The sequence below is a fragment of the Xanthomonas protegens genome, from assembly GCF_038442435.1.
Taxonomy (GTDB): domain Bacteria; phylum Pseudomonadota; class Gammaproteobacteria; order Xanthomonadales; family Xanthomonadaceae; genus Xanthomonas_A; species Xanthomonas_A sontii.
In genome coordinates, this window is the sequence record NZ_JAQJCQ010000007.1 from 219,651 (window position 1) to 246,636 (window position 26,986).

Consider the following 26,986-nt stretch of genomic DNA (forward strand, 5'->3'; position numbering starts at 1 on the left):
GTGGGCACCGCTTGTGTCTGGTGAGGTGGTCCGGCAGTCGCCGCACGGCGATTGCACGATATCGGATGGGCCAAGCACGGAACGCACTGGCCGGAAAGCCGGGCATTTTAACCCAGCCCGGCGGCCATGGCTAGGGCCTGGGTGGATTTTCCTGTTCGGCGGCCAGCGCCGCCTCCCGCTCCTGGCGAAATTCCTGCAGCAGACGGCGGTCGGCCGCGCTCAGCGCCGCCTCGTCCAGCAGTTCCGGGCGCCGCAGCCAGGTCCGCCCCAGCGCCTGCATGCGCCGCCAGCGCGCGATCGCAGCGTGGTTGCCGGAGCGCAGCACCGCCGGCACCTCGCCCAGGGCGTGTTCGCGCGGGTGCGTGTAGTGCGGGCAGTCAAGCAGGCCGTCCGGGCCTTCGAAACTGTCCTGGGCGGCGGATTCGGCGTCGTTCAGCGCGCCCTCCTGCAGCCGGGTCACCGCATCCACCAGCACCGCCGCGGCCAGTTCGCCGCCGGACAGCACGTAGTCGCCGATCGAGATTTCCTCGTCCACCGCCGCGGCGACGAAGCGCTCATCCACGCCCTCGTAGCGCCCGCACAGCAGCAGCAGCCGCGGCAGCGCCGCCAGTTCGCGCGCCTTGGCCTGGGTCAGCGGCCGCCCCTGCGGGCTCAGGTAGATCAGCGGCGCCGGCTGCGGATCGGCGTCGCGCACCGCCTGCAGGCAGGCCTGCAGCGGCTCGATCATCATCACCATGCCCGGGCCGCCGCCGAACGGACGGTCGTCGACCTTGCGGTAGCCGCCCGTGGCGTAGTCGCGCGGGTTCCAGCCGTGCAGGTCCAGCAGCGCGCGCTCCTGCGCCCGCCCGACCACGCCGAACCCGGCGCACTGGGCGACGAACTCGGGGAACAGGCTGATGACGTCGATGCGCATTGGGCGGGGATTGGGGAGTCGGGATTGGGGATTCGCAAACGCAACAGCGGGGGCCGGCGCGCGCCGGCATCGCTCAGAACTCGGGGTCCCAGTCGACCACGACCAGGTTGGCTTCGAAATCCACCGACTTGATGTAGTCCGGCTGCACGAACGGCACCAGCCGTTCGCGGTCGCCGCGCACCACCAGCACGTCGTTGGCGCCGGTGGAGAACAGGTGCGACACCTGCCCCAGCGCCACGCCGTCGACGGTGCGCACGTCCAGGCCTTCCAGGTCCACCCAGTAGTACTCGTCCGGGCGCGGCGGCGGCAGGCTGCTGCGCGCCACGTAGATTTCCGTGCCGCGCAGGGCTTCCACGGCGTCGCGGTCGGTGACCTCGGGCAGCGTGGCGATCAGGTACTTGCCGGACTCGCGGCCGCGCACGCCGCTGAGGCTGCTCTCGCTGCCGTCGGGCTTGCGCACGATCCAGGGCTGATAACGGAAAATGGCGAGGCGCGGCTCGGTCCAGGACTCGAGCTTGGCCTCGCCACGGATGCCAAACGCGCCGAGGACCCGACCGAGCAGGATGCGGCGCTGGCTGTCTTTCATTGGGGCAAACGCGAGGGCCGCGCGCTGGGCGCGGCCCGCGGAATCAGGCCGCGGCGGCCTGGTTCTTGGTGGCTTCCTTGTACAGGTTGCGCACCTTGTCGGTCAGCTGCGCGCCATTGGACACCCAATGGTCGACGCGGGCCAGGTCCAGCACCACGCGCGGCTCGGCGCCCTGGGCGACCGGGTTGTAGTAACCGACGCGTTCGATGTTGCGGCCGTCGCGCGCGCTGCGCACGTCGGTGACGATGATGTGGTAGAAGGGGCGCTTCTTGGCGCCGCCACGGGTAAGGCGGATCTTGACCATGGTGAGTTTCCGGTGTTGCCCAGTCGCCAGGATGGCGCGGTGAACCGACGATTATAGCTACCGACCTTGCCGCTGCCAAGTCTGTGCCGCTGACGCGGCAGGGATTGGGGATTGGGGATTGGGGATTGGGGAGTCGGGATTCGCTAAAAGCGCGCCCATGGTGGCGATGCCTTTCCGGGCGCTTAGATCGCCTGCCAGGGCTGGGTGTGAAGCGCGTCCTCCAGCAACGCCAGCAACTCCTCGGCCGGGCGCAGCGTGCGTCCGTCCACCGCCGCCACCGCCTGCTGGCCGCGGGCGTTGCAGGTGAAGGCGGCCACGTCCGGCCCGAGCTCGTGGAGCGACAACGGCCGCACCTCCTGCGCCACACCCAGCGCGGCGAGCCCGGCCTGCAGCAACCGTTGCTGGGTGCCGCGCAGTGCCGGTGCCTGCGGCCAGTGCAGGCAGGCGCCGTCCCACAACCCCAGGTTCCAGGTCGGCCCTTCGGCCACCTGCCCCTGCGCGTCGACGAACAGCGCATCGTCGCTGCCGGCCTGCAGTGCCAGGCGGCGCTGGTGGAACGCGCCGAAGGTACCGACGTGCTTGAGCTGCGCCGCCTCGCGTGCGAACACGCTGCTGCGCAGGCGCAGCGGCGCCGGGTCGGCCTGCGCCGGTTCCGCCAGCGACACCAGCAGTTCCACGGTGCAGTCGGCATCGGCCCGGCGCAGCGTGAATGCCGGCGAGCACACGGTGACGCGCAGCGACGCGTCGCCCCTGCCAAACGCGGCCAGCGCCGCGCGCAGCTCGCCGCGCACGCGCTCGGCCGCCAAGGCGGTGCCGAACAGCGCCGTGTTGGTCTGTTGCAGCCGCTGCAGATGCAGGTCGAACCCGCGCACGGCGCCGTTGCGCACCTGCATGGTGCTGAAGTGCCCGTAGTTCACCAGCGCGGCCGCGGCCAGCAGTTCGGCATCCGCCCGCTGCCCGCGATGGAAGACCTGCGCGCTCACAGCAGGGCCTGCGCCTGCGCCCACCAGCGCGCCAGCAGTTCTGCCGCCGGCTCGGCCGGCGCCATCCAGGCAGACTGCCCGGCCCAGGCCTGCATCGCCGCCAGGCGGTCGGCGCGCTGTGCGGCCTGGCGCATCGGCGCAGTCAGGCCACGCTGCACCGGGTACGGCCGCGGCGGCGGCGCGTCCGCGGCCGCGGCGGCGCGCACGTAGTCGGTGGCCAGCGCGCGGCCCAGGCGGCCGGAGAAGGCGCGGGTCAAGGTGGTCTGCTCGGGTTCGGCCTGGGCCAGCGCATCCGCCCAGGCCGGCGCCAGCGCCGCCTCCGGGCTGCGCAGCAGGGCGGTGCCGATCTGCACCGCGCTCGCGCCCAGGGTCAGCGCGGCGGCGATGCCGCGGCCGTCGCCGATGCCGCCGGCGGCGATCACCGGGATCTGCAACTGGTCGGCCAAGCGCGGCAGCAGCGCAAACAGCCCGGTCAACTGCCGCTCGGCGCTGCCGGCCTCGAAGGCGCCGCGGTGGCCGCCGGCCTCCGCTCCCTGGGCGACCACCGCATCGGCACCGGCGGCCTGCGCAGCCAGCGCCTCCTCCAGGGTGGTGGCGCAGGCGAACCAGGCGATCCCGGCCTGCTGCAGGCGCTGCACCTGGTCCGGCCGGAACAGGCCCATGATCGACGAGGCCACCGTCGGCCGCGCCGCGAGCAGGGCCTCGAACTGGGCATCGAAATCGGCCGGCGCCGCATCGCCGGCGGCGGCGTCGACCGGCGGCCCCCAGGCCGCGAGAAAGGCGCGCACCTCGGCCTCGGCGGCGGCATCGCGCGCGGGCAAGGGATCCGGCACCCACAGGTTGACCTGCGCTGGCCCGCCGCCGGCGGCGCGGAAGGCGTCCATCCACGCCACGATGTCCTGCGGCGCCGACAGCACCGCGCCCATCGCCCCCATGCCGCCGGCCGTGGCGACCGCGGCCGACAGCGGCACCGGGCAGGCACCCGCCATCGGGCTGAGCAGGATCGGCAGGCGCAGGCCGAAGCGCTGCCGAAAGGCGTCCACGCGCGCCAGGCGCTGCATCATGCGTGCTCCGCGATTCCAGGAACGTCCATGGTAGCCGCGCCGCCTTCCGGCCGCCGTGCCAGAGATGCGAGGACGCTCACGGCAGCGGCACCGGCAAACATTGCCGGTCCCGATCGCCGACCCACACCTGCTGCAGGGAAAAAGCGCGCAGGCGCGCCGGGCGCTGGATGAAGGCGCCCCACAGCCGCAGATCGAGGAACGTCTCGACAGCGCGATCGCGCCACGCCGCCGGACCGGACAGCCGCAGCTCCAGGCCATACAGCCCATCGACCGGACACACCACCTCCACGCACGCCGGCGTCGGCGCGGACGGCCGCAGCACCGCCAGCTGCGGCCTGTGCAACAGCGCGAACAGCCCCAGTTCGCCGTCGGTCGGACGGCTGCCGCCGGGCACCGGCAGCGGCTGGCCGAACAGGCCGGATGTCCACACCGCCTCCAGCACCAGGACGTCGCCCTGGCTCAGCTACAGGAAGTGACGATGCACGACCACGCCATCCGCTGGATCCGCCACCGCGGTGTCCGGCGCTCCACGCACGTCCCAGGCGCGCTCGGCGCCGGCGAACAGCAACGCGGCCGCGGCCGGCACGCGCGCCACGCAACGCGGCGGCAACTGCGCCAGCGGCCATGCGTCACGCGCTGGCGCCTCGGCGACGGCGAGGCTGCCATCGGGGCGCTGCGCATACGCCAGCGGCGTGCCGCGCAGCGGCTGCAACGGCAGCGCCAGCCGCTCCGGTTCCGGCACGCGCCGCCACAGCGCCACCGTGCCGTGCACCTGAAACTCGGCCTGGCCGATACCGATCGAGTACACGCCGGTATGCACGATCGGCACGACGCACTCAGCGTCCGCCGCCACGTCCAGCCACTGCGCCTGGGTCGCGCCCGGCGCCAGCAGGTCGCAGCGCCACTGCGCGGGGCCGTCGGCGGCGGGATGAAAGGCGAGCACCAGCGCATCGCCGGCGTACAGCACCAGCTCGGAGGTGGTGCAGATGCCCTGGCGCGGGAAGCGCTCCTCCGGGAACGGGACGATATCGTCGAGATGGCGGCGCCATTGGCGCGGACCGGACGGCCGCGCGCGCATCGCTGCAGGTGGGATGACGGGCTGCGCTGGCGGCGGCAACCGCGCCGGCGCGGGCGTGGCACCGGCCTCGCCGGTGACCGTGTCCAGAGATGCAGCCGGAGCGCCGCCGGCCGTGCGGCGCGCCATCGCGCGATCGATCGCCGCGACGACCAGCACCACCAGCACCCAGTACACCAGCGTCGCCGGCAGCACCGCCCAGCCGGAGGCCGAGTGCAGCGCCAGGACCAGCGCCAGGGCCAGGCCCAGCACGCGCGTGCCGACGGACACGCTCACCGCACGCGCCGTGGCCGCGGGCTCAGCGGAACGGCAGGCCGCCGCGGCCGCCCATGCCGCCGAGCATGCCCTTCATGCCGCGCATCAGGCCCTTCATGCCGCCGCCGGCCATCTTGCTCATCATCTTTTCCATCTGCTGATACTGCTTCATCAGCTTGTTGACGTCGGCCGGCTGGGTACCGGAACCGCGGGCGATGCGCGCGCGGCGCGAGCCGTTGAGCAGACCCGGGTTGCGCCGCTCCTTCTTGGTCATCGAGCCGATGATGGCGATCATCCGCGGCACGTCCTTGTTGCCGGCGACCTGCTGCTTCAGATGGTCGGGGATCTGGCCCATGCCCGGCAGCTTGTCCATCAGCCCGGACAAACCGCCCATGTTCTGCATCTGCTCGAGCTGATCGCGCATGTCGTTGAGGTCGAACTTCTTGCCCTTGGCGACCTTCTCGGCCAGCTTCTGCGCCTTGTCCTTGTCGACCTGGTGCTCGACCTGCTCGACCAGCGACAGCACGTCGCCCATGTCGAGGATGCGGCTGGCCAGGCGGTCGGGATGGAACACGTCCAGGCCGTCCGGCTTCTCGCCGACGCCGATGAACTTGATCGGCTTGCCGGTGATGTAGCGCACGCTCAGCGCCGCGCCGCCGCGGGCGTCGCCGTCGGTCTTGGTCAGCACCACGCCGGTCAGCGGCAGCGCCTCGCTGAATGCCTTGGCGGTGTTGGCCGCGTCCTGGCCGGTCATCGCATCGACCACGAACAGGGTCTCGACCGGGGTGATCGCCGCGTGCAGCGCCTTGATCTCCTCCATCATCGCTGCGTCGATGGCCAGGCGGCCGGCGGTATCCACCAGCAGCACGTCGACGAAGGACTTGCGCGCGTCGGCGATGGCGGCACGGACGATGTCCACCGGCTTCTGCGAGGCCTCGGACGGGAAGAACAGCACCCCGACCTGCTCGGCCAGGGTCTTGAGCTGCTCGATCGCGGCCGGGCGGTACACGTCGGCCGACACCACCATCACCTTCTTCTTGCGCTTTTCCTTCAGGTGCTTGGCCAGCTTGCCGACCGTGGTGGTCTTGCCCGCGCCCTGCAGGCCGGCCATCAGCACGATCGCCGGCGCCGGCACGTTGAGGTTGAGGTCGCTGGCGGCCGAGCCCATCACCGCGGTCAGCTCGTCGCGCACGACCTTGATCAGCGCCTGGCCGGGGGTCAGGCTCTTGAGCACTTCCTGGCCGACCGCGCGGACCTTGATGCGTTCGATCAGCGCCTGCACCACCGGCAGGGCGACGTCGGCCTCGAGCAGCGCGATGCGCACTTCGCGGGTGGCTTCGCGGATGTTCTCCTCGGTCAGGCGACCGCGGCCGCGCAGGCGCTGCATGGTGCCGGAGAGGCGTTGGGTGAGGGATTCGAACATGCGGGCGGGTCGCGGACGGGAAACGGCCGTCGATTATAGACCGGGCGCGCCGGCGATCCCCGGCGCCGCCGTCACGGCGGCTGGCCCGATATGCGAAACTGGCGCAATGCTCATCACCGTCCTCGCCACCCTGCTGTACCTGGCCGCCACCGGCCTACTGATCGCCGCGGTGGTGCGCGACCGGGTGGACCGCAGCCGCGCCTGGCTGTGGCCGGCGCTGCCGGCGGTGGCCCTGCATGCGGGCTATCACGTGCAGGTGGCCCTGCACACCGCCGGCGGCCCGGACATGCACTTCTTCGCCGCGCTGTCGCTGGTCAGCCTGGGCATGGCGCTGATGACCGCGCTGGTCGGCGCCAGCGGACGCATGGCCGCGCTGGGCGTGGTGGTGTTCCCGCTGTCGGCCGCACTGCTGCTGGCCTACCACGGCTACGGCCACGAGCCGGCGCCGGTCCTGGACTGGCGGCTGCAGCTGCACGCCTGGCTGGCGCTGCTGGCCTACGCCACGCTGGGCATCGCCGCCCTGCTGGCGGTGATGCTGTGGCTGCAGGAACGCGCGCTGCGACGCCGCGACTTCCATCCCTGGCTGCGCGCGTTGCCGCCGCTGACCGCGCTGGAGACGCTGCTGTTCCGCACCATCGTGGTCGGCTTCATCCTGCTGACCCTGACCCTGCTGACCGGGGTGCTGTTCGTGCAGGATTTCCTGGCGCAGCGACTGGTGCACAAGACCGTGCTCAGCGTGCTGTCGTGGATCGTGTTCGGCGCGCTGCTGTTCGGCCGCTGGCGCTACGGCTGGCGCGGGGTCAAGGCGGTGCACTGGACCCTGGCGGCAATGGTGCTCCTGCTGCTGTCGTTCTTCGGCAGCAAGTTCGTGATCGAGCTGGTGCTGGGGCACGCGCAGTAGCGTCCCCATCTTCCCGTAGGAGCGGCTTCAGCCGCGACGGGTGAAGGCCCGGTCGCGGCTGATCCCGAAAAGGGGACAAGAGCCGCTCCTACGACGTCCCACGCATCAACCGCCGCCCCGCTCCGCCAGCGCCGCCTCCACCGTCGCCCAGTCCGCGCCTTGGCCGACCTCGGCGACGTAATAGGCAATCTGGTGGCGATAGATCTGGCCCGGGCGCAGGATGCTGTCGGGAAAGCCCGGCTGGTTCGGTGCGTCGGGATAGCCTTGCGGCTCCAGGCAGATACCGCGGCCCAGCGCCGGATGCTGCCGGTCCAGGCCCTGGCCTTCATAGAGTTGCACGGCCGGCATCGGGCTGACGATGCGCATGGCCACGCCGCTGTGCGGCGAATACAGCATGGCGGTGCAGTCGTGGCCGTCGGCCAGCACCAGGCAGTGGTCGTAGCCGGCGCTGAGCGACAGTTGCGGATCGGCGGCGATGTCCTTGTCGGCAATGGCGCGCGCCTGGCGGAAATCGAACGGCGTGCCGGCCACCATGGCGATCTCGCCGCGCGGCAGCAGCGCCGCATCGCGCACCGGCAGGTAGCGATCGGCCGGCACCCGCAGCCACTGCGCCGCAGCCGGCACCGCGGCATCGCCGGCCAGGTTGAAATAGGGGTGATGGGTGAGATTGAGCGGGGTCGGCGCATCGGTCTGCGCGACGAACTCGACGCTCAGGCAGCGGTCTTCGACGCGGTAGGTCGCCTCCACCGACAGGTTGCCCGGGTAGCCCTCCTCGCCGGCCGGCGAGTCGTAGCGCAACTGCAGCATGCGCTCGGTCTGCGCCGACACCGTCCACACCCGGCGACCGAAGCCCAGCGCGCCGCCGTGCAGATGGTTGGCGCCCTCGTTGGCGGTGACCGCATAGTGCCGGCCATCGACGATGAAGGCCGACCCGGCGATGCGGTTGCCGAAGCGCCCCACCAGCACACCGAGGTAGGCCGGATCCTGCAGGTAGTCCTGCAGCGTCGGCAGCCCCAGCACCAGTTCGGTATCGCCGTGCGTGCCCTGCAGGCGCAGGCTGCGCAGCAGGCCGCCATAGGTCAGCAACTCGGCGCGCAGGCCGTCGCCGCTGTCCAGGACCATGCGCTGGATGGCGGTACCGTCGGGAAGATGACCGAAGAGCGAGGACATGCAGGAGCCTTGGAAGTCGGTGCGCATGCGCGGGGTCCGCAGCATAACCAGCGATGGCGCGACACGGCCATCGCCGCGCGAGCGCCGACAGCGCGCTGTGCGATCCCGCGCACGTTCTGGCAACACACCGCGTGCGGCGCCGTGCCGCGCATTGCAATTCCGATATAGCGGCGTCGCATTTGGGCATTGGTTCGCCCTCCACGTGTCTTCTATGCTCGGGATCGGGGCACACCGGGGACAGGCACGGAAGCGATCGTGCCGGGGGTGCGCGCCCCGGATACGGCAGCGCCTGGGCTTCATGGCCAAGGCCGCGCGCCGGCCGTCACTCCCACGCGGCGCTGGCGACGGCGCCGCCCTACCCGACAAGGAGCTCCCGATGCGTTCGCCCCGTTTCCTGCAGCAGCGTGCGGCACCCTGGCGGCGGCTGCCGCTGATCGCCGCGACGCTCGGCCTGGCACTGGCCGCCACACTGGCGCAGGCCGCCGACGTCGAGGTGCGCGGCACGCTGCATGCCGACCGCCCCGGCGCCGCGGTGTCGCGCCACCTGTTCGGGCAGTTCGCCGAGCACCTGGGCAACGGCATCTACGGCGGCGTCTGGGTCGGCCCGGACTCGAAGATCCCCAACACCCGCGGCTACCGCAACGACGTGGTCGCCGCGCTGAAGGCGCTGGACGTGCCGGACATCCGCTGGCCCGGCGGCTGCTTCGCCGACGAATACCACTGGCGCGACGGCGTCGGCCCGCGCAGCCAGCGCCCGACCAGCGTCAACACCCACTGGGGCGGCGTGGAGGAACCCAACAGCTTCGGCACCCATGAGTTCATGGACCTCACCGAACTGCTCGGCACGGAGGCGTATGTGGCCGGCAATGTCGGCGACGCGGCGCCGGACGAGATGGCGCAGTGGGTGGAGTACATGACCGCGCCCACGCGCTCGACCCTGGCCGAACAGCGCCGCCGCAACGGCCGCCAGGCCCCGTGGAAGGTGCCGTTCTTCGGCGTCGGCAACGAACTGTGGGGATGCGGCGGCAACATGCGCGCCGAATACGCCGCCGACGTGTTCCGCCGTTACCAGACCTTCGTCAAGGCGCCGGCCGACCAGAAGATCCTCAAGATCGCGCCCGGCCCGAACGAAGACGACTACCACTGGACCGAGGTGATGATGCGCGAGGCCAGCAAGTTCATGGACGGCCTGAGCCTGCACTACTACACCGTGCCCGGCGGCTGGCCGCCGCGCGCCTCCTCCACCAGCTTCGACGAGGCGGCGTGGATCGAAACGCTGTCGCGCACGCTGCGGATGGACGAGTTGATCAGCAAGCACAGCGCGATCATGGACAAGTACGACCCGGACAGGAAGGTCGCGCTGGTGGTCGACGAATGGGGCACCTGGTACAAGGGCCTGCCCGACGTGAACCCGGGTTTCCTGCACCAGCAGAACACCTTGCGCGATGCGCTGGTGGCGTCGCTCAACCTGGACATCTTCGTCCAGCATGCCGACCGCGTGCGCATGGCCAACATCGCGCAGATGGTCAACGTGCTGCAGGCGATGATCCTCACCGACGGCGACAGGATGCTGCTGACGCCGACCTATCACGTCTTCATGCTGTACAAGCCCTACCACGACGCGACCGCGCTGCCGCTGCAGATCAGCACGCCCGACTACCGGCATGCCGGCTACACGGTGCCGGCGGTGCACGGCTCGGCGGTGCGGGCCAAGGACGGGCACGTGTACGTGGCGCTGACCAATCTGGACCCGAACCGCAGCGCCGACGTCGCGGTCCAGGTCGATGGGGTGCAGGCGCGCGGCGTCGACGGGCAGATCCTGACCGCACCGACCATCGACGCGCTCAACACCTTCGCGCAGCCGCAGGCGGTGCGCCCGGCCGCCTTCGCCGGCGCCCGCGTGCAGGGCGATACGCTGCAGGTGGCGCTGCCGGCCAAGGCGATCGTGATGCTGAAGCTGCAGTAGCCCCAGGCCACTGCAGCGCTCCTAGCCCCTCTCCCGCCGGGAGAGGGGTTGGGGTGAGGGTCGATCCGCGCCGTACGTCCATCACCTCCCGCCCAGCGAGGGTGCATGCGTACATCCGCACGGCGCACAAGCCGCTCTCCTACAAAAGGGATTTGGACTCCTATGCGGCGCGACGCGCTACGCACCTAGTCCTGCGCGTCGGTCAGCAGCGCGAACAGCGATTGTCCATCCGGCGCGATCAGATCGCTGACCGCCCAGCAGCCGTTGCCGCGGCGCTGCAGTTCGATCTTGACCGAGCCGGCGCCGCTGAGCGTGCGCCGGTAATCCATCCGCACCTCCACCACCGTGGCCTGCGCGCCACCGGAGACCAGAGTGAATCTCGGCGCGCTCTGCAGTTGCCCGTCCTGGGCATCGGTCCATGGGGCGAAGTCCAGCCGGCACCTGCCATCGCGCCTGGCGCAGCGCCGGTCGGCCTGGAGCGCCTGGGCGAAGGGCGGCGTCAGCAGCTTCTCCAGGTTCTGCGGCTGCCAATCGACATCGCGCGCCCGGAACAGACCCTCGGCCACCTGCAACGGCGTCCGGCATCCCGGCGGCTGCGCCGCGGCGAGTACCGGCGACAGGGCGAACAAGGTCAGCAGGGCAAGACGGCGATGCATGGGCGGCTCCGGCGATCGGGGCCGGCTATGAAGCCTGGATCGCGGCGTCGACGCAAGCACCGCGCATCGGCATGGCGCACGCAGCGTCGCGGGGCGTCGTCAGGCAAATCGGAGGACACAAAGCAAACACCATGGCGCGTGGCCCCTGCGGATCCAGAACACCATCGGCGCCCCATTGGCGTGTGCGCCGCCGTGTCGCCGTCGCTAGAAAATCCGCGCGCAAAAAAAGAGGAGCCGGCGAACCGGCTCCTCGTCCTCCTGCCGCATTGCCAGATGGCAATGCGGCTCACGCGGCCTTGACCGGCGCATAGCCGTCGAAGGTCATGCTCGCCGATGCCCGTCCCTGGGTCAGCGAACGCAACGCGGTGGCATAGGCCTGCAGTTGCGCCAATGGCGCCTGCGCGACCACCTCGGCGCGGGAGCCGCGCTCTTCGATCGCCACGACGCGTCCCTCGCGCCGCTGCAGATCGCCGAGCACGTCGCCGACGCTGTGCGCAGGCGCATCGATCGCCACCGCCATCACCGGCTCCAGCAGCAACGTGCCGGCCTGCGCCAGCGCCGCCTTCACCGCGTCGGAAGCCGCGCGCTGGAACGCCAGGTCCGACGAATCCACCGCATGCGCCTGGCCATCGACCAGCACCACCTCCACGCCGACCACCGGATGGCCGAGCGGGCCTTGCGCCAGCGCCGCACGCGCACCCTTCTCGGTGGCGGCGACGAAGGCCTTCGGCACCACCCCGCCGCGACTGCGGTCAACGAAGGTGACCGCACCGTCCGCCCGCGGCAGCACATCCAGCACCACCTGCGCGAACTGGCCCTGGCCGCCGTTCTGCTTGGACAGCCGCGCCGCCACGCCCAGCGCAGCCGTGCGCGGCGTTTCCTGGTAGGCCACGCGCGGCGCGCCGGTGCGCACGTCCACGTGCCACTCGCTGCGCAAGCGCTCCACCATCACCTCCAGGTGCAGCTCGCCCATGCCCCAGATCACCGCTTCGCCGGTCTCCGGATCGCTGTCGACGCGGAAGGACGGATCCTCCTGCGCCAACCGCGCCAGGCCCTGGCCCAGCCGCACCAGGTCGGCCGCATTGGCCGCGCCAAGCCGCCACGCCAACACCGGCGGTTGCGTGCGGATGCGTTCCAGCACCCACCGCGCCTGCACGCCACTGAGCGTCTCGCCGCTGACCGCGTCCTTCCAGCCGAGCACGGCAACGATCTCGCCGGCCTGCGCCTGCGCCACGTCGTGGGTGCGCTGCGCCTGCACCACCGCCAGCCGCCCGACCCGGCGCGGACGCCGCGCATGCGACGTCCACACCGTGTCGCCGACGCGCAAGGTGCCCGAATACACGCGCACGAACGCCAGCGGCCCCTGCGCGGTATGCGCGAACTTGAACACCAGCGCCGCCAGCGGACCGGACGGATCCGGCGCCAGCAAGGTGTCGGGTCCGTCCCCGGCACCGACATCGGTGTCCGCGTCGGCCCGGGCGGCGACCGGCGGGCGGTCCAACGGCGACGGCAGCCAGTCGACGATCGCGTCCAGCAACGGCTCGATGCCCTTGCGCTTGAACGCCGAGCCGGCCAGCACCGGCACGCCGGCGCCGGCCAGGGTGGCACGGCGCACGGCGGCGCGCAGCAATTCGGCGTCGATCGCGCATTCCTCGAGATAGGCCTGCGCCAGCGCCTCGTCGTGCTCGGCCACCGCGGCGATCAACTGCTCGCGCGCGTCCGCGAACGCGGCCGCCTCCTCGGCCTGCCAGGCGCGCGCGTGCAGGTGCCCCTCGTCGTCCCAGGTCAGCAGGCGGCCGCCGACCAGATCGCTCCAGCCGTCGAAGCCGGAGTCGCCCAGCACCGGTACGCCGACCGCCCAGACCGTCGCATCGAGCTTGCTGCGCAACTGCGCCAGCACGCCGTCGAACGAGGCACCGGCACGGTCCATCTTGTTGACGAACGCGAGCATCGGCACGCCGTGGCGACGCGCTTGCCGCCAAACGGTTTCCGACTGCGGCTGCACGCCGTCGACCGCGGAGAACACCGCGACCGCGCCGTCGAGCACGCGCAGCGAACGTTCCACCTCGATCGCGAAATCGATGTGTCCGGGAGTGTCGATCAGGGTCAGGCGATGCGCCGGCTGCTCGCGCGGCGCCCACTGCACCTGCACCGCGGCCGCACCGATGCTGATGCCGCGCGCGCGTTCGATGTCCGAGAAATCGGTGGTGGCGGCACCGTCGTGGACTTCGCCCACACGATGGATCGCACCGGCAGCCCACAACAGGCGTTCGGTGAGGGTGGTCTTGCCGGCGTCGATATGGGCGATGATGCCGAGATTGCGCCAGCGGGAAAGGGTGTTCGTGTTCATGAGAGAGATTCCGCATTGCCAACACTGGGGACGCCGCATGCCCCGGTTGGCGAGGCGGGCATGCGGCTAGGTTTCGGGTTCGGCGGCGTAGTGCATGGCACGTTCTCCTTGGCGTGTCGGAACGGTGGAACAGCGAAAAACAGGCAATAAAAAAGCACCCATCGGGTGCTTGTCTGCGGCGGATCGGCGATGGCCGGCGTTAGCGCACGGCGTCGACCACTCCTTCAGGCAGGCGCACCCGGCCTGCGCTGACGCGCAGGGCGTTGGGCAATATCAGCAGCGGTGCGCGGGCCATGGCGGCGTGGACGTTCGGGTGGAAATGTGGCCGCAAGTCTGAACCTGTGCGAGGGCCCGGTCAATGCGGGCGGCGCGGTGCCGCTGGAACGGTCAGAAGCGCTGCGTGCAACGCTGGCGTGGATGGATGCTCTGCCGACGGTACGGAAGCACCCTGCCGTGCATGCCCATCCAGCGCCATGGGGCCGGACCTTACAGTCGCGCCGCCCCCGGGCGCCGCGCCGATGCGGCAGATGCCTCTGCCGGCACCGACGCGACGCACGCATCACCAGCCGATGTTGGTGTTCTGTACCAAACCGGCCGCGGCGTTCGGGCCCTTCCAGAGCACATTACCCATCGCCACGCCGTACTGGCCGCCGCCCCAGAACAAGGATTCCTTGCCGCTCGAGCGGCAATGGTTGCCGATGATGCTGACCCTGGAAATGTTGTTGAAGAACATCGCCGTGTCGCGCGTGTTGTTGAAGATGTTGTTGTGGACGGTGATGTCGTGGATGCGGCCGACGGTGTCGGAGACCACGGACAACTGGAAATCGCCGCCCTCGAAGGTGTTGTCGGCGAAAGTGATCGAGTTGGCATCCTGGCTCAGCGAGCACACCACCGTGCCGGGCGGCCCCGACAGCCAATTGCCGATGCATTTGACGTAGGAACTGTTGTTGGTGATCTGCACCGAGGCCACCTTGACCTGGTCGATCACGTTGTGCGAGATGTTGATCTCCAGGCCGTGGTCGACGTAGACGCCGATGCCCGCACCGGCGGAGGCGAGAATGGAATTGTTGACGATCCTGACGCCCTCCGGCTGCGCCGACGTGGACCCCAGATAGACGCCCCCGCAGCCAAGCATGTAATTGCCCTCGACGAACGAGTTGATGCCGCCGTCGCGGTTGTAGACCGCGTAGTCGCCGATGGAATTGAAGAAGCATTCGCGGATCTGATAGCCCTCGCCGCCGACGCAGTGGAAGCCGTTGGACAGGAAGCGCGAGAACGCCACGCCACGGATCAGGATGGTACGGTCGTCCGGGCGATCCGGCGCGGAGTAGGCGTATTCCACGCCGTTCTGCGCGCGGTTCATGCCATCCAGTCCCAGGTCGAACAACGCGGCGTTGCCGCCGAGCACGTAGACCAGGGCCACGTTGGCCGGGAAGTTGTCGCCGGCGCGAATGGCGCAGTTCTGTCCGGAGCCGGCCACCACGAAACCCGCCGCACTATTGACCTTGCTCTTCACGAACAGCGGAAAATCGACCCGATAGGAACCGGCGGGGAAAAACACGTAGCCGCCGTTGGTGCCCACGCTGTCCAGGGCCGCCTGGATCGCCGGCTGGTCGTTGGTCGCGCCATCGCCGACCGCGCCGAAATCCTTGACGTTGACGATGGGAGAAGGCGCCGCCGCCTGCGTGGTGCTGGTGTTGGCGCCGGCCACGTCCACGCCGGCGAGCGCCGCGACTCCGGCCATGCCGCCCAGTCCCACGAAGCGGGAAAAATCACGGCGCGACATTCCCGCCGCAGGACGCTGTCCATCCGAATGCTGTTGCATGTCCATCTCTCGTTTTGGTGAAGAAGCGGGTTGGCGAAACGCCGCATGGGCGGCATCGCATCTGACCCGAAAAAAGTTTCAGCCGGCACCCGTCAGCGAACGCAATCGCGATTGCGCCGGACAGCCCGCTGCGCGCCCCCCCCTGGCCCGACAGCGTCACACGCTCCAGATCTCGCCGAACACCCGCGCGAAGTTCAGGCCCAGCACCTTGTCGGCGACACGGGTGGCATAGCCCTGGCGCAGCAGTGCGTCGGCGACGCGTTCGAGCTTGCGCGGGGTATTGGCGTCGGGCAGGTAGGGCAGACGGTTCTCGCCCGGGGCGCCGATGCCGTCGCGACGGCGCTGCAACAGGTCTTCCTCGAAGGCGCGCCGGTCCTGCTCGGTGATCGGGAAGAACAGCGAATCGGTGCCGATGCCGACATGGTCCTCGCCGCACACGTCCAGTGCGTGCTGCAGGTGGTGCAGGTAGTCGGCCAGCTGCGGTTGGCGGCTGTCCTCGGTCAGGAACGGCAGCATGTACACGCCCATCACTCCGCCCTTGTCGGCCAGCGCGCGCAGCTCCGCATCCTGCTTGTTGCGCGGATGCGCGAACACCGCGGCGCAGCCGGCATGGGTGATGACCGGCGGGCGCTGCGACAGGGCAATGCCGTCGCGGGTGGTCTGCAGGTTGCAATGGCTGAGATCCAGCGCCACGCCGAGCCGGTTCATGCGCGCGATGGCGTCGCGGCCGAGCGCGGTGACGCCGCCCGTGTCGCCGTCCAGGCAGCCCACGCCGAACGGCGTGGTGCGGTTGTAGGTCAGTTGCATGACCCGCACGCCGAGCTGGCGGAACATGTCGATGCGCGCGGGCTTGTCCTCCAGCATCGCTGCCGACTCGAAGGAGAAGATCAGCGCGACGCGTCCCTCGCGCTTGGCGCGGCGCAGGTCGGCCGGCTGCAGCACCTTGAGGAAATGCTGGGGATAGCGCTCGACCAGCGCCTGCGCGGCGGCGATGTCCTGCACGGCGGTCTCGAAGTCGCCGGCCGCACCGCCCAGCGTGGTCTTCAGCGCGGACACGCCGGAGTCGCGCAATTGCTGCAACAGCTGCGGTGCATCCGGGCCATCGAACACCTGCCCGATCGAGGCCAGGGCGTTGGCGTCGAGCACCAGCGCACGCCGGTACAGCGCGTCGGCATCGTGCGCACCGGCAGCGGCGCCGCCCGCGATGGCGGCCCCGGGCAGCACGCCGGCCACTGCGCCTGCGGCAGCGGCGCCCAGGCATTGTCGCCGCGTCCATCCCTTGCTCATCGCTTCGCTCCCCGGTGCGTCCTGCGGTGTCGGCCCGCCTGCGTGTACGGCCTGCGCCATGCGCGCGCCAGGCACCATACCGCAAACGCGCCCCGCCCCACCATGCGAGGCGTGGCCGCATGGATTTCGTCGCCCCGGCCTCCTATCATCCGCCGACACTTCCAGGACGGCCGCCCATGACCACCCCGCAGATGTCGGTGTATTTCTTCCTGCAGGCGGCGGTGATCCTGCTGGTATGCCGCCTGGTCGGCCTGCTGGCCAGGCGCCTGGGCCAGCCGCAGGTGGTCGGCGAGATGATCGCCGGCGTGGCGCTGGGGCCGTCGCTGTTCGGCGCGCTGCTGCCGGAGCTGCAGCAGGCGCTGTTCCCCAAGCCGACCCTGGACATGCTGTACGTGGCCGCGCAATTCGGCGTGGGCCTGTACATGTTCCTGGTCGGCACCGATTTCCGCGGCGAGCACTTCCGTACGCGCTACCGCAGCGCGATGGGCGTGTCGCTGGCCGGCATCGCCGTGCCGTTCGTGCTCGCCTTCGTGCTGGCGCCGTGGCTGCTGCACGTGCACGGGCTTTTCTCGGCCAAGGCCAAGCTGCTGGAGACCTCGCTGTTCCTGGGCGCGGCCATCGCCATCACCGCCTTCCCGATGCTGGCGCGGATCATCCACGAGCGCGGCCTCACCGGCAGCCCGCTGGGCACGCTGGCGTTGACCGCCGGCGCGGTCGACGACGCCGCGGCCTGGTGCATCCTCGCGGTGGTGCTGGCCAGCTTCGGCGGCAGCTGGGGCAGCGCCTATCTGGCGATCGGCGGCGGCGTGGGCTACGCGCTGTTCATGCTGCTGGTCGGCCGTCACTGGCTGCGCCGCCTGGCCGACCACGTGCGCCCCGACCAGCCGCTGAGCGCCGGGGTGCTGGCGGTGGTGCTGATGCTGTTCTGCGTCAGCGCCTGGGCGATGGACGCGATCGGCATCCACGCGGTGTTCGGCGGCTTCCTGCTCGGCGCCTGCCTGCCCAAGGGCGCGTTGACCGAGAAGCTGCGCGAGCAGTTGCAGCCGTTCGTGGTGGTGTTCCTGCTGCCGATGTTCTTCACCTTCTCCGGGCTCAAGACCGAGCTGAGCGTGCTGCTGGACCCGCAGATCCTGCTGGCCGCCGGCGCCGTGCTGCTGGCCTCGTTCCTGGGCAAGGGCATCGCCTGCTGGGCCGCGGCGCGGATCAGCGGCGAGACCAACCGCAATGCGATGGCGATCGGCGCGCTGATGAACGCGCGCGGCCTGATGGAGCTGATCATCATCAATATCGGCCTGCAGGCCGGGGTGATCGAACAGGGCCTGTTCTCGATCCTGGTGCTGATGGCCATCACCTCCACGCTGATGGCCACCCCGCTGTTCAACTGGGTGATGCGCCGCGCGGGCGGCGACGCGCTGCCGGCAGTGGCGGGCGGACGCCCCTGACGCACGCAGGCGTTCGACGACGGCAGCGCCTACTCGGCGTACACGGATGCGGGAAGAAACGCGCGGTCACAGCGGCGTCAGCCGCCACAGTCCATAGGGATTGGCGAACAGGTCGCCGGACTGGAACTGGGTACAAGGCTCGGCCTGGAGCCGATAGCGCGGCGCGTCCGCCGCGACCGAGAAGGTATGGCCCTCGCGCACGTCGGGCGCCTCGTTGAACAGGTAGCAGGTGAAGGTGTGCAGCAGGCCGACCGGGTCGGATGCCGCCTGCGCCGCGACGATCGCGTCCTTCATGCCGAACTGGTGCATGCCGCAGGAATGGACCTGCTCGCCGGTGATATTCAGCACATAGGCGCGGTGGGCGCTGCCCAGCGACAGGTCCGCGCACAGCTGCCGCCAGTCGGCGGGGCTGTGGGCGACGCCGCTGCTTTCCACCTTCACCCCCAGGCCGCCGGCGTCCAGCAACGCCGCGGCCGCGCGCATCATCGTCTCCGCACGCACCCGCGAGCCGCCGGCACCGATCAGGTAGACGACCGACGCATGCGTGCCGATGCGCGCCATATCGGCCGAGCCGCGCCAGTGCGGCCCGGCGGCAGCGAACGCGGCGGCCATGCGCGCATCGTGCGGCTCGTGCTGCAGTTCGCACGCCTGGCCGCTGTCCATGTGCATCAGCACCTGCCCCGCGAACAGATAGCCGCCGCTTTCCTGGACGATGCGCGCGAGCAGGTCGGCGCGATCCGGCCATGGGCCGGGAATGCAGAGCACGATCTTGGGAGGTTCGATCACGGGTGGCGGCTCCTTGCCGTCAGGTGGGAGCGAGCGCGCGAGCCGTCGACGGGCATGGCCACCGCCGCGACGGCACCCTCCCCCGCCGGGAACGCCGCACTCAGGTCAGCGCCGTCATCACGCCCTTGCGATAGGCCGGGCGCTGCTGCAGACGCTGGTACCAGGCGTGCAGGTGCGGCAGCGCCGGGCGTTCGATGGGCATCTCGAACCAGGCATAGGCGAAGCTGCCCAGCGGGATGTCGCCCATGGCGAAGTGCTCGCCCGACAGCCAGGGCTGTTGTGACAGTGCGGCGTCGGCGGTGTGCAACAGCTCGGCCGATTGTTCCAGCGCGGCGGCGATCCTGGCGGCGTCGCGCTTTTCCGGCGCGGTGCGCAGCACACCCCAGAACAGATCGCGGAAGGCACCGGCGAAGCGCGAGGTGGTCCAGTCCATCCACTTGTCGCCCTGCGCGCGCAGCACCGGATCCTGCGGATAAAGCGTTCCCGGCGCGTAGCGCGCGGCCAGGTAGCGGACGATGGCATTGGATTCCCACAGCGCCAGGCCATCGTCCTCGATCGCCGGCACCAGGCCATTGGGATTGAGCGCGCGATAGGCCGGCTGATCGTTGCCGCCGAACGCGCCGCCGACCTCGATGGAGGTGTAGGCCAGGCCGATCTCTTCGGCGCACCACAGCACCTTGCGCACGTTGCTCGAATTGTGGCGGCCCCAGATGGTCAGCATGTCGGCGCTCCGGTTGCGGTTGCCGAATTCTACGCCGCCGTGCCGCTCACTCGCTCGCCGCACCCTGCGGCAGGCGCCGGGTCAGCAGCCGCTGCAACAGGCAGAACAGCAGCAGCAGGCCGCCGATCACGATCCGCGTCCACCACGAGCTGAGCGTGCCGTCGAACACGATCAGGGTCTGGATCGCGCCCAGGATCAGCACGCCGAACAAGGTGCCGATCACGTAGCCGCTGCCGCCGGCGAGCAGGGTGCCGCCGATCACCACCGCGGCGATGGCGTCCAGTTCCAGGCCCTGCGCATGCAGGCTGTAGCCGGACAGCATGTAGAACGTGCACACCACGCCGGCCAGCGCCGAGCAGAAGCCGCTGAAGGCGTAGACGCGCACCTGCGTCGCTTCAACCGGCAGGCCCATCAGCCGCGCCGAGGCCTCGCTGCCGCCGAGCGCGTACACGCAGCGGCCGAAGCGGGTGCACTGGGTCAGCCACATGCCCAGCGCCACCATCGCCAGCGCGACCAGCGCACCGACCGACAGCGACGCGCCACCGCCCAGCGGCAGCCGCGCCTGCGCGATCGCGGTGTACAGCGGGTCGGTGATCGAAATCGAGTCGACGCTGATCAGCGTGCTGGCGCCACGCGCCAGGAACATGCCGGCCAGGGTCACCACGAACGGCTGCAGGCGGTAGCGCTGGATCAGCAGGCCCATGCCGGCACCGAACACGCTGCCAAGCAGCAGCACCAGCGGAATCGCCGCCAACGGCGACCAGCCGTGGCGCTCGACCAGGGACGCCGACAGCACCGTGGCGAAGGCCAGCACCGCGCCCACCGACAGGTCGATGCCGCCGCTGAGGATCACCAGGCTCATGCCCACCGCAGCAATGCACAGGAAGGCGTTGTCGATCAGCAGATTGGCCAGCACCTGCGGCGCCAGGAAGCCGTCGTAGAGCACGCCGCCGGCCGCCAGCATGGCCACGAACAGCGCCACGGTGATCGCCAGCGGCAGGCGCGCGCCCTGCAGCAGGCCCGCTGCCTTGCGCAGGCCGGGCCCGGCCACACGTGGCGCCGCCGCGCTCATGGCCGCACCTGCGGCGGCGGCAGCCGGATCCAGCCGCGCAGGTGGGCGCGGAAGGTCGGAGACTGCAGCAGCATCACCGCGAACACCAGCAGCGCCTTGATCAGCATGGTGACCTGCGCCGGCACGCCGAAGGCGTAGATGGTCGCGGTCAGGGTCTGAATGATCAGCGCGCCGATCACGCTGCCGGCCAGGCTGAAGCGCCCGCCATCGAGCAGCGTGCCGCCCAGGGTGACCGCGAGGATCGCGTCCAGTTCCATCAGCTGCCCGGCGTTGTTGGCGTCGGCACTCTTGACGTTGGAGCTGATCAGCAACCCGGCGAGGCCGGCGCTGAACGCGCAGAACACGTACAGCAGCACCGCGATCAGCCGCGCACGCACACCCGCCACCCGCGCCGCCCGCGGGTTGTGGCCGATGGCACGCACGAACAGGCCCAGCGCGGTGCGCCCCAGCAGCAGCTGCAACACCACGAACACCGCCGCGACCACGAACAAGGCGAACGGCAGGCCGAGCAGGAAGCCGTTGCCGAGATAGAAATACGGTGGGTAGTAGATGGTGAGGATCTGTCCGTCGCCGATCAGCTGCGCGATGCCGCGCCCGGCCACCATCAGGATCAGCGTGGCAATGATCGGCTGCATGCCGACCTTGACCACCAGCAGCCCGTTCCACAGCCCGCACAGCGCCGCCACCAGCAACGGCGCCAGCAGCACTCCCCACAATGGGAAGCGACTGTGTTCGCCGCCGCCGATCATCCAGGCCGCCACCGTCGCGGCGATCGCCACCACCGCGCCAACCGAGATGTCCAGGCCGCGCACCGCGATCACCAGGGTCATGCCCATCGCCACCAGCGCCAGCGGCGCGGCGCGGTTGCCGATGTCGACCAGGCTGCCGTACAGGTGGCCGTCGCGCCATTGCAGGCTCATGAAGCCGGGGTCGAACAGGCCATTGCCGAGCAGCAGCACCGCCAGCGTCGCCAGCGGCCAGAACAGCGGATGCGCGCGCAGCCGCGCCGGCCAGCGCGATGCAGTGGTCTCGGGCGTGGCGGCGGCGCTCATGCCGCGCTCCCGGCGATGAGGTCGAAGATCGCACGCTCGCCGCAGCCGCCGGGCAGTTCGCCGACCAGGCGGCGTTCGCGCAGCACCGCGATGCGGTCGGCGATGCGCGCGAGCTCGGCGACCTCGGCGGAGATGAACAGCACTGCCATGCCCTCGCGGGCCAAGGCCAGGATCCGGGTCATGATGTCCTGCTTGGCGGCGATGTCGATGCCGCGGGTGGGTTCGTCGAGGATCAGCAGGCGCGGCCGCGTCGCCAGCCAGCGCGCCAGCACCACCTTCTGCTGGTTGCCGCCGGACAGCAGCCCCACCGGCGTCTCCAGGCTCGCGGTCTTGATCCCCAGCACGTCGACGTAGCCCTGCGCGATGCGCACCTGCTCGGCCGGCGCCAGGAAACGGCGCAGGCCCAGGCGCGCCTGCAGGGCCAGCACGATGTTCTCGCGCACCGACAGCTCGGCGACGATGCCCTCGGTCTTGCGTTCTTCCGGGCACAGCGCCAGGCCGTGGGCGATCGCGTCGGGCGGGCCGCGCAGCGCCACGGCACGGCCGTCGATCGCCACGCGGCCGCGATCGGCGCGGTCCAGCCCGAACAGCAGCCGCGCCAATTCGGTACGGCCGGCGCCGAGCAGGCCGGCCAGGCCCAGCACCTGGCCTTGGCGCAATTGCAGGTCGACCGGCTGCAACTGGCCGCGCCGGCCCAGCCCCTGCGCGTGCAGCAGCGGCGCAGCGTGTTCGGGCGGCGCTGCGCGCACCGCGGCGGCCGCGGCGCTGGCCGGGTCGAGCGCGCGCCCGACCATCGTCGCGACCAACTGCGGCGCGGGCAGCGCATCGGGCGTGTATTCGCCGACCAGGCGGCCATTGCGCAGCACGCTGATGCGGTCAGCCACCGCATACACCTGGTCCAGGAAGTGAGTGACGAACAGGATCGCCATGCCGGTCTCGCGCAGCGCGCGCATCACCCGGAACAATTCTGCCACCTCGCCTTCATCGAGGCTGGAGGTCGGTTCGTCGAGGATCAGCACCCGCGCCGACACGCCGACCGCACGTGCGATCGCCACCATCTGCTGCACCGCCACCGGATAGCTGCCCAGCGCGCGCCGCACGTCGATGGCGATGCCCAGGTGATGCAGTGCGGCTTCGGCCTCGCGCTCGACCCGGCGCCAGTCGATGCGCCGCGGCCAGCCGCGCAGCGGATAGCGGCCGGCAAACAGGTTCTCGGCCACCGACAGGTTCGGGCACAGGTTCACCTCCTGGTACACGGTGCTGATGCCCAGCCGTTGCGCCTGCTGCGGCGACGCCGGCGCGACCACGGCGCCGTCCAGCGCGATGCGCCCGGCGTCGGCGGCCGTCACGCCGGTCAACAGCTTGATCAGGGTCGACTTGCCGGCGCCGTTCTGGCCCATCAACGCGTGGATCTCGCCGCCGCACAAACGCAGCGCCACGTCCTCCAGCGCGGCCACGCCGGCATAGGCCTTGCTCAGTCCCTGCGCCTCCAGCACCAGCGGATGCATGCGCGCGGCCTCAGTACTTGCGCTTGGGCAGTTCGGCCGCGGCCTGGTCCTGGGTGTACACCGACTCCTCCACCACGATGCGCTTGGGCAGCGGCTTGCCGGCCTTGAGGTCGCGAATGGCCTGGACCAGTTGCGGGCCGAGCAGCGGATTGCATTCGACAGTGACGTTGAGCTTGCCGGCCTGCATCGCCTCGAACGCGCCCTTCACTCCGTCCACCGAGATCACCAGGATGTCCTTGCCCGGCTTCAGCCCGGCTTCCTCGATCGCCTGGATCGCACCGATCGCCATGTCGTCGTTGTGTGCGTAGAGCACGTCGATGTTGCGCCCCTCCGCCTTCAGGAACGCCTCCATCACTTCCTTGCCCTTGGCGCGGGTGAAGTCGCCGCTTTGCGAGCGCACGATCTGGAAACGCGGATGCGCTGCCAGGATTTCCTTGAAGCCACGCATGCGATCGATCGCCGGCGCCGATCCCACCGTGCCTTGCAGTTCGACGATGCGCACCGGCCTGTCGCCGTCCTTCAGCGGCGAGCGCTCGACCAGCCAGCGCGCCGCCTTGCGCCCTTCCTCGACGAAATCCGAGCCGATCAGGGTGACGTAGAGGCTGTCGTCGGACACCTTCACCGCACGGTCGGTGAGCACCACCGGGATCTGCGCGGCCTTGGCCTCGCGCAGCACCGTCTCCCAGCCCGACTCCACCACCGGCGAAAACGCGATCACGTCCACGCGCTGGGCGATGAACGAGCGCAGCGCCTTGATCTGGTTCTCCTGCTTCTGCTGCGCGTCGGAGAACTTCAGCTTCATGCCGGCGTCGGCGACGGCCTGCTTGATCGAGGCGGTGTTGGCGGTGCGCCATTCGCTCTCGGCGCCGACCTGGCTGAAGCCGACGGTGAGTTGCCCGGGCGCCTTGCCCGCCTCCTTGCCGCCGCCGGAACAGGCGGCCAGCGCCATGCCCAGCAGCGCTGCGATTCCCAGCGCCCGCATTCCCGACGTGTGCTTCTGCATAGCCCCTCCTCGTTGATGGCACGCTGGCGGCGGACGCAGCCCGGGGGCCGCGACGCGCCGCCCACCCTCCCAGGCCGGCGTGCGCTGATTCGATCAATTCATGGTGCGGACGTATAGGCGGTCTTGACCGTGGTGTAGAACTCCACCGCATACCGGCCCTGCTCGCGCGGGCCATAGCTGGACGCCTTGCGTCCGCCGAACGGCACGTGCGGGTCGACACCGGCGGTGGGCAGGTTGACCATCACCATGCCCGCCTGCGCATGCCGCTTGAAATGCGTGGCGTGCTTCAGCGAGCGCGTGGCGATGCCGGCGCACAGGCCGAATTCGGTGTCGTTGGCCAGGGCCAGCGCATGCTCGTAGTCGTCGGCCACCAGCACCGCGGCGACCGGACCGAACACTTCCTCGCGGGCGATGCGATGCTGCGGCTGTGCTGCGACCAGCGCCGGGCGCAGGTAGTAGCCGCGGTGCGCGCACTCCAGCGCCTCGCCGCCGTAGAGCAGTTCGGCGCCTTCCTCGCGCGCGATGCGCAGGTAGTCGCGGTCCTGCTCGAACTGGCTGGCGCTGGCGACCGGGCCGATGTCCACGCCCGGCTCCAGCGCATGGCCGATCTTCAGTGCGGCCAGGCGCGTGCGCACACGTGCGACGAAGTCGTCGTGCACCGCGCGTTCGACGATCAGCCGGCTCGACGCGGTGCAGCGCTGGCCGGTGGAGAAATACGCGCCGTTGACCGCGATCTCCGCCGCCAGGTCCAGGTCGGCATCGGCCAGCACCACCAGCGGATTCTTGCCGCCCATCTCCAACTGGATCTTCAGCCCGCGCTCGGCGGCCTGGCGCAACAGCCGGTTGCCGGTGGGCACCGAGCCGGTGAAGCTCAGCGCATCGATGCCGCGCTCGCCGACCAGCGCCTGGCCGACCGTGCTGCCGCTGCCCAGCACCAGGTTGAACGCGCCGTTGGGCAGGCCCGCGCGGCTGAGGATCTCGGCCAGCGCCCAGGCGCAGCCGGGCACGATCTCCGCCGGCTTGAACACCACGGTGTTGCCGTAGGCCAGCGCCGGCGCGATCTTCCACGCCGGGATCGCCAGCGGGAAGTTCCACGGCGCGATGATGCCGACCGTGCCGACCGGCTCGCGGGTGATCTCGACGTTGACCCCGGGCCGGGTGGAGGCCAGCGTCTCGCCGGGAATGCGCAGGGCCTCGCCGGCGAAGAACTTGAAGATCTGCCCGGCACGCGCCGCCTCGCCGATGCTCTCCGGCAGGGTCTTGCCCTCTTCCGAGGCCAGCAGCGCGCCCAGTTCCTGCTTGCGCGCAAGGATCTCGCTGCCCACCGCGTCCAGCGCGTCGGCGCGCTGTTGCGGCGTGCTGGCGGCCCAGGCCGACTGCGCCGCGTTGGCGGCGGCGATCGCCTCGCGCACCGTGGCCGCATCGACGCCACCGGCCTCGCCGACCGGTGCCGACAGATCGGACGGATTCTCGTCGGGGGCGACGGCGTCGCCGGCCACCCAGCGGCCGTCGATGTAGCTCTGGAAACGTCGGGTCATGCCTACCTCCGTGCGGTTCTACAGCGCGCGCACGCCGCCCAGGGCGAATCCGCTGTCGACGCGCTGCAAGGGATTGACCAGCGCCGCGCCGAACTCGGGCAGTTCGATCTCGAAGCGGTCGCCGGGCTGCGCCTGCACGCCGTCGGCGAAGCTCAGCGTGGCGGTGCCGAAGAAATGCAGGTGCACGTCGCCGGGCACGCGGTGCGCGGCGTACTTGAAATGGTGGTATTCGAGATTGGCCAGCGAATGGCACATGTTGGCCTCGCCGGTGACGAAGGGCTTCTCCCAGATCACCGCATCGCCGCGGCGGATGCGGCTGTGCCCGCGCAGGTCGCGCGGCAACGCGCCGCAGCGCAGTTCCGGGCCGACCGCGCAGGCACGCAGCTTGGAATGGGCCAGGTACAGGTAGTTCTGGCGCTCGGTGACGTGGTCGGAGAACTCGTTGCCCAGCGCGAAGCCGAGCCGGTACGGCACGCCGTCGGCGCCGATCACGTACAGCCCGACCAGTTCCGGCTCCTCGCCACCGTCCAGGGCGAAGTCCGGCGACGGCAGCGGCGCGCCCGGCGCGACCAGGGTGCTGCCGTCGCCCTTGTAGAACCATTCCGGCTGCGCGCCGGGCTGGCCGTCGCGCGGGATGCCGCCTTCCACGCCGAGCTGGAAGATCTTCATCGAATCGGTGAGCGTGCCCTGCGCCGCCTGCTGCTGCAGGTTCTGGTGCATGGCGTCGCGGGTGGCGGCGCTGCCCAGGTGGGTCAGGCCGGTGCCGGTGACGCGGCAATGCGCCGGGTCCGGGTGGGTCAACGGCGGCAGCACCCGGCCGGTGGCCAGCAGCGCGGCGTAGTCGAGCACGCGCTCGCCGCGCAGTTGCTGCGCATGGACGTCCAGGCTGTTGCCAGCGGCCAGCGCCGCGTTGGCCAGCGCGTAGGTGGAATCCACCTCGCGCAACAACCGCACCTGGCGGCCGTCGTCCTCCACCACGCCGACGCCGGGGGTGCCTGCGTCATCGAGCAACTGGATCAATCGCATGCATCGGTCGCCTGTCGGAATGCGGGCGCGCAGCGCGCGACGCCGGACATGCGCGACGCGAAGCGCTCGTCGCTATTCTG

General features: G+C 70.5%; 24 protein-coding genes. 3 read left to right on the forward strand and 21 right to left on the reverse strand.

The features are described 5' to 3' along the window. Positions 1-130 precede the first annotated feature (130 nt). The 8 genes from trmD to ffh form a co-directional block, all read right to left on the reverse strand. Positions 131-913, reverse strand: a complete 783-nt coding sequence (trmD, locus tag PIQ37_RS10560) for a tRNA (guanosine(37)-N1)-methyltransferase TrmD (RefSeq protein WP_342073426.1) — start codon at positions 911-913, stop codon at positions 131-133. A gap of 73 nt (positions 914-986) precedes the next feature. Beyond that, positions 987-1,499, reverse strand: coding sequence for a ribosome maturation factor RimM (rimM, locus tag PIQ37_RS10565; RefSeq protein WP_017907937.1), 513 nt, complete (start codon positions 1,497-1,499; stop codon positions 987-989). A gap of 43 nt (positions 1,500-1,542) precedes the next feature. Next, positions 1,543-1,803 (reverse strand): 30S ribosomal protein S16, encoded by a 261-nt coding sequence (rpsP, locus tag PIQ37_RS10570; RefSeq protein WP_010342240.1) that lies wholly within the window; start codon positions 1,801-1,803, stop codon positions 1,543-1,545. A 182-nt stretch (positions 1,804-1,985) separates the two neighbouring features. Further along, positions 1,986-2,786 carry an aminotransferase class IV gene (locus PIQ37_RS10575; RefSeq protein WP_342073427.1) on the reverse strand — a complete coding sequence of 267 codons (801 nt, stop codon included), beginning with the start codon at positions 2,784-2,786 and terminating at the stop codon, positions 1,986-1,988. Then, positions 2,783-3,847 carry an NAD(P)H-dependent flavin oxidoreductase gene (locus PIQ37_RS10580; protein ID WP_342073459.1) on the reverse strand — a complete coding sequence of 355 codons (1,065 nt, stop codon included), beginning with the start codon at positions 3,845-3,847 and terminating at the stop codon, positions 2,783-2,785. Before PIQ37_RS10580 ends, PIQ37_RS10575 begins: the two co-directional genes overlap by 4 nt. A gap of 79 nt (positions 3,848-3,926) precedes the next feature. Beyond that, on the reverse strand, positions 3,927-4,280 hold the full coding sequence (locus PIQ37_RS10585) for a hypothetical protein (RefSeq protein ID WP_342073428.1): 354 nt from the start codon (positions 4,278-4,280) through the stop codon (positions 3,927-3,929). A gap of 33 nt (positions 4,281-4,313) precedes the next feature. Beyond that, positions 4,314-5,201 (reverse strand): hypothetical protein, encoded by an 888-nt coding sequence (locus PIQ37_RS10590; protein ID WP_342073429.1) that lies wholly within the window; start codon positions 5,199-5,201, stop codon positions 4,314-4,316. A gap of 22 nt (positions 5,202-5,223) precedes the next feature. Continuing rightward, a complete protein-coding gene (gene ffh / locus PIQ37_RS10595) occupies positions 5,224-6,603 on the reverse strand; it encodes a signal recognition particle protein (RefSeq protein WP_043092756.1) in 1,380 nt (459 codons plus the stop codon). 106 nt (positions 6,604-6,709) lie between these two features. Between ffh and PIQ37_RS10600 the strand changes: the two genes are divergently transcribed. Next, complete coding sequence (locus tag PIQ37_RS10600; RefSeq protein WP_017913516.1) at positions 6,710-7,504, forward strand: cytochrome C assembly family protein; 795 nt, start codon at positions 6,710-6,712, stop codon at positions 7,502-7,504. A gap of 105 nt (positions 7,505-7,609) precedes the next feature. Here PIQ37_RS10600 and PIQ37_RS10605 read toward each other — a convergent pair whose 3' ends face one another. Next, positions 7,610-8,674: an aldose epimerase family protein gene (locus PIQ37_RS10605; RefSeq protein ID WP_342073430.1), complete on the reverse strand. Its 1,065-nt coding sequence runs from the start codon at positions 8,672-8,674 to the stop codon at positions 7,610-7,612. 376 nt (positions 8,675-9,050) lie between these two features. On the opposite strand from PIQ37_RS10605, the gene PIQ37_RS10610 reads away from it, so the two are divergent. Further along, on the forward strand, positions 9,051-10,640 hold the full coding sequence (locus tag PIQ37_RS10610) for an alpha-N-arabinofuranosidase (RefSeq protein ID WP_342073431.1): 1,590 nt from the start codon (positions 9,051-9,053) through the stop codon (positions 10,638-10,640). A gap of 185 nt (positions 10,641-10,825) precedes the next feature. On the opposite strand, the gene PIQ37_RS10615 is transcribed toward PIQ37_RS10610, so the two are convergent. The 4 genes from PIQ37_RS10615 to PIQ37_RS10630 all read right to left on the reverse strand — a co-directional run bounded on the left by PIQ37_RS10615 (position 10,826) and on the right by PIQ37_RS10630 (position 16,758). Further along, a complete protein-coding gene (locus PIQ37_RS10615) occupies positions 10,826-11,296 on the reverse strand; it encodes a hypothetical protein (protein WP_342073432.1) in 471 nt (156 codons plus the stop codon). A 286-nt stretch (positions 11,297-11,582) separates the two neighbouring features. Further along, positions 11,583-13,646 (reverse strand): elongation factor G, encoded by a 2,064-nt coding sequence (gene fusA, locus PIQ37_RS10620; protein ID WP_342073433.1) that lies wholly within the window; start codon positions 13,644-13,646, stop codon positions 11,583-11,585. 559 nt (positions 13,647-14,205) lie between these two features. Further along, on the reverse strand, positions 14,206-15,390 hold the full coding sequence (locus PIQ37_RS10625) for a right-handed parallel beta-helix repeat-containing protein (protein WP_342073434.1): 1,185 nt from the start codon (positions 15,388-15,390) through the stop codon (positions 14,206-14,208). Positions 15,391-15,627: 237 nt separating this feature from the next. Then, complete coding sequence (locus PIQ37_RS10630) at positions 15,628-16,758, reverse strand: dipeptidase (protein ID WP_342073435.1); 1,131 nt, start codon at positions 16,756-16,758, stop codon at positions 15,628-15,630. 176 nt (positions 16,759-16,934) lie between these two features. Between PIQ37_RS10630 and PIQ37_RS10635 the strand changes: the two genes are divergently transcribed. Beyond that, entirely contained in the window at positions 16,935-18,200 is a 1,266-nt protein-coding gene (locus tag PIQ37_RS10635) for a cation:proton antiporter (protein ID WP_342073436.1), read from the forward strand. 66 nt (positions 18,201-18,266) lie between these two features. Here the strand turns inward: PIQ37_RS10635 and PIQ37_RS10640 are convergent, their stop codons facing one another. From PIQ37_RS10640 to araD1, 8 genes are all read right to left on the reverse strand, one after another. After that, on the reverse strand, positions 18,267-18,986 hold the full coding sequence (locus PIQ37_RS10640; protein WP_342073437.1) for a hypothetical protein: 720 nt from the start codon (positions 18,984-18,986) through the stop codon (positions 18,267-18,269). 100 nt (positions 18,987-19,086) lie between these two features. Continuing rightward, positions 19,087-19,707 (reverse strand): glutathione S-transferase family protein, encoded by a 621-nt coding sequence (locus PIQ37_RS10645; protein ID WP_342073438.1) that lies wholly within the window; start codon positions 19,705-19,707, stop codon positions 19,087-19,089. Positions 19,708-19,753: 46 nt separating this feature from the next. Then, the gene (gene yjfF, locus PIQ37_RS10650; RefSeq protein WP_342073439.1) at positions 19,754-20,779 is read right to left on the reverse strand and encodes a galactofuranose ABC transporter, permease protein YjfF; all 1,026 of its coding nucleotides are present in this window, start codon (positions 20,777-20,779) and stop codon (positions 19,754-19,756) included. Further along, positions 20,776-21,831: an ABC transporter permease gene (locus tag PIQ37_RS10655; RefSeq protein WP_342073440.1), complete on the reverse strand. Its 1,056-nt coding sequence runs from the start codon at positions 21,829-21,831 to the stop codon at positions 20,776-20,778. The genes yjfF and PIQ37_RS10655 overlap by 4 nt, the downstream gene beginning before the upstream one ends. Continuing rightward, positions 21,828-23,339: a sugar ABC transporter ATP-binding protein gene (locus PIQ37_RS10660; RefSeq protein WP_342073441.1), complete on the reverse strand. Its 1,512-nt coding sequence runs from the start codon at positions 23,337-23,339 to the stop codon at positions 21,828-21,830. The genes PIQ37_RS10655 and PIQ37_RS10660 overlap by 4 nt, the downstream gene beginning before the upstream one ends. A gap of 10 nt (positions 23,340-23,349) precedes the next feature. Further along, positions 23,350-24,342 (reverse strand): ABC transporter substrate-binding protein, encoded by a 993-nt coding sequence (locus tag PIQ37_RS10665; RefSeq protein ID WP_342073442.1) that lies wholly within the window; start codon positions 24,340-24,342, stop codon positions 23,350-23,352. A 98-nt stretch (positions 24,343-24,440) separates the two neighbouring features. Then, positions 24,441-25,880, reverse strand: a complete 1,440-nt coding sequence (locus PIQ37_RS10670) for an aldehyde dehydrogenase family protein (RefSeq protein WP_342073443.1) — start codon at positions 25,878-25,880, stop codon at positions 24,441-24,443. A gap of 18 nt (positions 25,881-25,898) precedes the next feature. Next, positions 25,899-26,906, reverse strand: coding sequence for an AraD1 family protein (gene araD1 / locus PIQ37_RS10675; protein ID WP_342073444.1), 1,008 nt, complete (start codon positions 26,904-26,906; stop codon positions 25,899-25,901). Positions 26,907-26,986: the final 80 nt, after the last annotated feature.